Below are 6,603 nucleotides of genomic sequence, written 5' to 3'. Positions count from 1 at the left end.
GAATCGGAAGGCAGTCGCCGAAGGCGACAACGACGATGACGAGGGGGAAGTCCGGAGTGAACGCTCCGGACCGCAATCGGAGCCCCGCGCACCCCAGGCCCCCGCCACGCCGGGCGTCTCAAGAACCACGCCTGCAGCTCCAAACCCCCCGCACCCACAAGGCTCCAACCTCAAGCCCATCCAAATCAAACCAAGGCAATACCCCTCACCCGCGAGCCCGCAGCCACTCCTCCAGATCCGCCGCCGGCAACGGCGGCGAAAACAGGAACCCCTGCCCCGCCGCGCATCCTTGCTCGATCAGGAACCGCCGCTGCTCTTCGTTTTCGACGCCCTCGGCCACCACGGGCAGGCTCAGGCTCTCGCCGATCCGGATCACCGCGCTCGTCAGCGCCCGGGCGGCATCATCGCTCTCCAGCCCCTGCACAAAGCTGCGGTCCAGCTTCAGCTCGTCCACGATCAGCCGGCGCAAATGCCCCAGGCTGGAATAACCCGTCCCGAAATCATCCATCGACAGGCGTACGCCCAGGCGATGCAGCTCCGCAATCGTGCGCAACGTGCCCGCCGTCGCGTCCAGCACCACGCCTTCGGTGATCTCCAGCATCAGGTCCGCCGGCGCCAGGCCGAACTCGGCCAGCGTCGCGGCGATCATGCGCGGCAGGTTGAGGTTGTGGAAATTCGTGGCCGACAGGTTCACCGACACCGACGGCACCCGCAGCCCGTTGTTGCGCCAGATCGACAATTGCGAGCAGGCCTCGCGCAGCGCCCAGTCGCCCAGGTCGCCGATCAGGCCGCATTCCTCGGCCAGCGGCACGAAACGCGCGGGCGAAATGTCGCCCAGCGTGGGATGGCGCCAGCGGGCCAGCGCCTCGACCCCGTACAGGCTGCCGTTCTTCAGGCCCACCTGCGGCTGGTAATGCAGGCGCAGGGCCTTGGCCTCAAGAGCGTCGCGCAGCGCCGCTTCCAGCGCCAGGCGTTCCTGCGCCTGCCGGTTCATTTCCGCGCTGAAGAATGAAATGCGGTTGCGGCCCGCCGTCTTGGCCTGGTACATGGCCATGTCCGCGTGGCGCAGCAGCGTGTCCATGTCGCGCCCGTTCTCCGGGAACACGCTGATGCCGATGCTGACCGACGGATTCAGCGTGATGCCGCCCACCGAGAACGGCTGGGCCAGCGCCACCAGGATGTGCTCCGCGGCCGCCGTCAGGCGGCCGTGCTCGAATTCCGGCATCAGCATCACGAATTCATCGCCCGACAGGCGGCCGACGATATCAGTGGGCCGCGCCAGCCGGCGCAGGCGCTGGGCCACGTCGCGCAGCAGGGCGTCGCCGATCGGATGGCCGAGCGTGTCGTTGACCTGCTTGAAGCGGTCCAGATCCAGGAACAGCACCGCCACGCGCTTGCGCTCCGGCTCGGCGCGCGCGATGGCCTGTTCGGCCTGGGCCAGCAGCAGGTTGCGGTTGGGCAGGCCCGTCAGCTCGTCATAGAAGGCCAGCTGGCGGATGCGGGCGCGGGCTTCCTCGCGTTCCAGCGCCAGCGCGCACAGGTAGACGCACACGTCCACCAGGCGGTGGTGGAAATCGTCTGGAAGGCGGCGTTCGCGGAAATAGAAGCCGAACGTGCCGATCACCCGGCCGTCGCTGGACTTGATCGGGGACGACCAGCACGCCTTGATGTCGTCCGGCAGCGGAAGGTGTCGGTAGTCGTCCCAGAGCGGATCGGTGGCGATGTCCGGCACGATGACCGGACGTCCCAGGTAGGCGCTGGTGCCGCAGGCGCCGACCTGCGGGCCGATCGCCACGCCTTCGAGCGCGTCCGCGTAGGCCTGCGGCAGACTGGGCGCCGCCAGCGGCCGCAGCAGGCCGGCATCGTCCACGCGCACCACGGTCGCCACGACTTCCGGCGCCAGGCGCTCGACCTCGCGGCACACCATGTTCATGACCTCGACCACCGAGGCCTCGTTCACCATGGCCTGCAGCACCCGGCGCTGCAGGACCTCGTGCACCTTGGTGGGGGTGATGTCGGTCAGCACGTCCACGATGTTGACCAGCGTGCCGCGCTCGTCGAACACGGAATTGGCCATGACCGACACCCACAGCGGCTTGCCGCTGCTGTCGTAGACCAGCACGTCCTTGTGGTAGCCATCGCGGCAGGCGATGCGCCGGTGCAGTTCCTCGCGCGTGCCGCCGTCGGGACGCCCGCCGGCCAAGAGTTCGCCCAGGTCCTGGTTCACGGCGTCGCCGCGCGAAAAGCCCAGCATGCGCTGGAAGCCGTCGTTCACGTAGACGATGCGCCCGTCGCAGCCGGAAACCGCCACGGCGTTGCCGGTTTCATTGATGCCCAGCATCAGCAGGCGGATCTCTTCCTGGCGCTCGGCGTCGGCGATCGACTTGCGCGAAATGACCGAGACGCGGGCGATCTGGCCGGCGTCGTCGCGCATGGGCAGGTAGGTGGCCTCGATCCAGAGGGAGCTGCCGTCCTTCTGGCGGTAGCGGCAGGTGCCCGAAAAGTGCTGCCCGCCGCGCAGGCGGGCCCAGATCTGTTCGCCGCTGACGATGCCCTTGCCTTCGTCCATGCTGTCGCACAGCATGTCGTGGCGCAGCGTCAGGGCCTCTTCGCGGGCATAGCCCACCGCAGCCAGGAAATTTGCGTTCGCGTTCAGCAGGGAGCCGCCCGCGTCGAAGTCGAACAGCAGCAGCGCCCGATCCATCGACGTCAGGTAATTGCCCACATGCCACGCGGCGCCTTGGGGGTTCGTGCTCGAACCGCCAAGATGAGAATCAAGCATAAGGGGCTCCAACCCGGATAACAGCTGTTCCGGTTTCATTCAGCGCCTCGGGAAGCCAAGGGCGACGCGGTCGCGTCCGTCCTGCTTGGCCAGGTACAACGCCTGATCCGCCCGGCTGAGCGTCTCGGAGAAAGTCTCGCCCAGCTGGTGATACGCCATGCCGATGCTGACCGTCAGCCGCAGGACGTCGCTGCCCGCCGCGACCGCCAGGCCGCGCACGTCGCCCACCAGCCGGTCCATGACCGCCTGGGCCGCGTCAGGCTGCGTCTGCGGCAGGAGCACGAGGAATTCCTCGCCGCCCCAGCGCCCGCAGAGATCGTATTCGCGCAGGCTTTCGCCCAGCACACCCGCCAGCTCGACGAGCGCCCGGTCGCCGGTCTCGTGGCCATAGCGGTCGTTGACCGACTTGAAATGGTCCACGTCCAGCATGGCGACGACGAAACTGTCGCCGCTGCGCGCGGCGCGCTGGACTTCCTGCTTGATCATTTCCATCAGGGCGCGGCGGTTCAGCAGGCCCGTCAGCGGGTCGCGGCTGGAGGTTTCCTCGAGCGCCCGGTTCAGGTCGCGCATCATGTTCTGGTAGTGATCCGAGATCCGCGCGATGCGGGTCAGGCGCCGCAACTGGCGGTCGAACTGATCGCACAGGCCCAGTTCACGCTCGTGCGCCATGGTCTGGTAGGCGTCCGACAGCTGGGTCACGCGCTGGATCCGCGCCATCTGTTCGCCGGTGTGCCGCCAGAGCGCTTCCAGCGCCTCGCGCAGCGGATGGCCGGCGTACGCCGGGTCCGCCAGCAGTTCGGCGATGCGCTGATCGAGTTCGGCGGCGCCCGGTTTCATTGGCGTCCGACCACCGAGAACGGAAAGGTGCAGTCTTCCTTGAATTCCTCGGCCAATTCGCCCACGCGCTCGTTGCGCATGTCGTAGAACCACGTGACGCCGACCTCGCGTCCCTTGCGGTGCGCGGCCTCCAGCACGTCGAAGATGTCCATGACCGACTTGATGCTGCTGGTGTTGAGATACAGCAGTTCCAGTTCCAGCTTCAGGGGCTCGGCGCGTTCCTGCAGGTACGCCTCGACCCATTCGATGACGGGGCCGAACAGTTCGAAGGAATTCTCGGGATAGGAGTCGCCGCGCATCGCCAGCACGCCGGCGGCGGCGTCGGCGGCAATGGCGGGCGTGGACTGGGTCCCGGGAATGTTCAGGTCTTTCATCAAATACTCCGAAAATAATGCTTGAAGCGCGCGGCCTCAGACGACGACGCTCAGGCTGAAGAAGGCCTTGCCCGGCTGCGTGGCGGGGGTCAGGCTGGCTTCCAGCGGCGCGCCGGCGCGGCGCGCGATGTCGATGAGGCCCAGGCCCGCGCCGGAGGCGACGCCCTGGGTGCGCGGCTTGTGCAGCTGGGCTTTGTACTCGGCCTTCAATGCGGCCTTGTCCAGCGTGGCCAGTTCCTGGATGCGGGCGACCAGGCTGTGGCCGTCTTCCGCATTGACCAGGTTGCCCGCCGACACCACGTAGCGGCGTTCATCGCGGCGTCCGATGACGACCGTGGCGGACGCGTCCGCGTCGCCGTTCTGCGCCGCATACTGGCGGATGTTCTGGATCATCTCGATGTAGACCGAGAACACGTCCATGGCTTCCGCGGGCCGCACGTGTTCGGCATTCAGGTAGTTCTTCAGCGCATTGCCGATTTCCTCGATCAGGCTGCGGGAGATCGGGCCGTTGAAGCACAGCAGCGTGCGGTTCTGGTCGAACCGTTCGCCCAACGCGTAGAGATCGGAGGCATTCATGGAGGGTACCGCCTTGATAACGATTATTCGAAACGGAAAGACAGCAGGGTAATGTCGTCGCGCTGGGGCCGGCCACCTTGGTACTCGGCGAGCGCCTGGGTGAACGCGGTCGCCTGTTCGGTTAACGGCCGCCCGGCGTGCGTCTTGAGCATTTCCGCGAATCGCGTATTGCCGAAGCCGAACCCGTGCTCGCCGCCCGCCTGATCCAGGAAACCGTCGGTGGCCAGGTAATACGTCCAGCCGGGCTCCATCTGCAATGCAATGTTTTCGTAAATCCCCATGCGCTTGTCGCCCAGCGCGCGCTTGGCGCCGGGCACTTCGCGCAAGGTCTGGCCGTCACTTGCGTACAGGCTGATCTTCGCGCCCGCATACAGCAGACGGCCAGTCTGGCGGTCAATATATACCAGGCCCGCATCGGTGTTGGTGGCCAGGGCCCGCGGCAATTGCGCGTCCGCAAGCATGGCGCGGATGGCGTTGTCGGTGCGGGTCAGGATGCCGGCCGGATCGCTGGGCCCCACTTCGGTGATCGCCAGGTCGATCGCGGCGCGGGCCAGCATCGTCATCAGCGCGCCGGGCACGCCGTGGCCCGCGCAGTCCATGATCCCCAGCAAGCAATTGGCGCCGTCCGAGCGGAACACGTAGAAGTCGCCGCCGACCACGTCGCGCGGCTTCCACAGCACGAAATGGTGCGCGCCCAGGGATTGGGTCAGCTGGCGGTCCGGCAGGATGGCGCGCTGGATCAGGCTGGCGTAGTCGATGGAGTCGTCGATCTTCTTGTGCGCGGCCGCCATGGCGCGGTTGGCGTCCTCGAGTTCCGAGGTGCGTTCGCGCACCTTGGTTTCCAGTTCGGCCGTGTGCTTGCGGACCTTGTCGGCCATGACGCCGAAGGCGCGGCTGAGGTCGCCGATCTCGTCCTGCCCGCCCGGCGGCAGGCGCACGTCGTAGCTGCCGTCGGCGATGGCACGCGCCGACTGCTGCAGGCGGCGCAAGGGGCGCAGCATCAGGCGCTCGATCGCGTAGCCGAAGCACAGCAGCATCGCCGCGAACAGCACCACCAGGCCGATGGCCGCCGGCCACAGCCAGCCGGTTTCCAGCACGCGGGCCGCGCCCAGGTCCACCACGGTCATCACGTGCCAGTGCAGTTCGGGCATGTACGCCACCGAGACCAGCTGGCGCACGCCATCCATCTTCACCCACGCCGATTGCACCGACTGCGGATCGGCCTGGGCGGCATGCATGGCGGACAGCAGTTCGGCGCGGCCCTCGCCGGCGTCCAGCAGGCTGAAGACCATGCCCTTGCCGGATGCGCCGCCGGCGCCGGAGTTGTAGGCGATGAGCGCCGGGTTCATGTGCGCCTGGATGGCGCCCTCTTCGTCGACGATGATGGGGGTGACGCCGGGCTGGCCGCTATTGACGAATTCCTTCAGGAAGCCGCCCACGTCCAGGCCCGCGCCCGTCAGGCCCATGACCCGGTCGCCGTCCCGCACCTGCACGTTGATCCAGACCTTGGTGGTCTGGAGCTTCAGGTCGGGATTGACGTTGATGTTGTAGCGGGACGGCGACTTGAGGGTGGCGTAGAACCAGCCGTCGTCGGCGGCGCCGGGACTCAGGGTGTAGCGCGGCTCCTCGGACAAGGGCTTGTCGTCATTGAAGTAGTAATTGCCCGAGGCGGCGCTGGCGATGAAATAGGCGCGGCCCAGAAGATCGCGGCGATAGCCGTCGGCTTCACGGAAGAACAGTTCGCGGGCGGCCGGATCGCTCTCGTTGCGCAGCCAGCGGCGGGTGACCTCGCTGTCGGCCAGCCGCTGGGACAGCGCCAGCTCGCGCGAAACCGGCGCCAGCACGCGCTGGCGGTTCAACTGCGTGAAATTGTCGGCGAAGGCGCGCCCGAAGTGCTCCCTGACCCCGTCCAGCACCTGCCAGCCGATCAAGGCCGCCGGCGCCAGGGCGACCAGACACGCCAACAGCAGCGCCATTAGTGATTTTTTGCGCAAACCCCATTTCGCCATGCAAAGTCTTCCTGACAGCCTGATG

The 6,603-nt window shown here is 67.2% G+C and carries 5 protein-coding genes; all 5 read right to left on the bottom strand.

From position 1 onward, the window contains the following. Nucleotides 1-205: 205 nt before the first annotated feature. From ABE485_RS27935 to siaA, 5 genes are read right to left on the bottom strand one after another with little or no spacing between them, the layout of a single operon-like run. Entirely contained in the window at nt 206-2,782 is a 2,577-nt protein-coding gene (locus ABE485_RS27935; RefSeq protein WP_346518509.1) for a sensor domain-containing protein, read from the bottom strand. A gap of 39 nt (nt 2,783-2,821) precedes the next feature. Continuing rightward, complete coding sequence (gene siaD, locus ABE485_RS27930; RefSeq protein WP_346518508.1) at nt 2,822-3,619, bottom strand: biofilm regulation diguanylate cyclase SiaD; 798 nt, start codon at nt 3,617-3,619, stop codon at nt 2,822-2,824. Then, the gene (siaC, locus tag ABE485_RS27925; RefSeq protein ID WP_346518507.1) at nt 3,616-3,993 is read right to left on the bottom strand and encodes a biofilm regulation phosphoprotein SiaC; all 378 of its coding nucleotides are present in this window, start codon (nt 3,991-3,993) and stop codon (nt 3,616-3,618) included. The genes siaD and siaC overlap by 4 nt, the downstream gene beginning before the upstream one ends. Nucleotides 3,994-4,029: 36 nt before the next feature. After that, nucleotides 4,030-4,569: a biofilm regulation protein kinase SiaB gene (gene siaB / locus ABE485_RS27920; RefSeq protein ID WP_346518506.1), complete on the bottom strand. Its 540-nt coding sequence runs from the start codon at nt 4,567-4,569 to the stop codon at nt 4,030-4,032. 23 nt (nt 4,570-4,592) lie between these two features. Next, nucleotides 4,593-6,578, bottom strand: coding sequence for a biofilm regulation protein phosphatase SiaA (gene siaA, locus ABE485_RS27915; RefSeq protein WP_346518505.1), 1,986 nt, complete (start codon nt 6,576-6,578; stop codon nt 4,593-4,595). Nucleotides 6,579-6,603: the final 25 nt, after the last annotated feature.

It is taken from the genome of Achromobacter spanius, from assembly GCF_039673305.1.
GTDB classification, from domain to species: Bacteria; Pseudomonadota; Gammaproteobacteria; order Burkholderiales; family Burkholderiaceae_B; genus Achromobacter; species Achromobacter spanius_F.
This window is presented reverse-complemented; position numbering and strand designations above follow the sequence as displayed.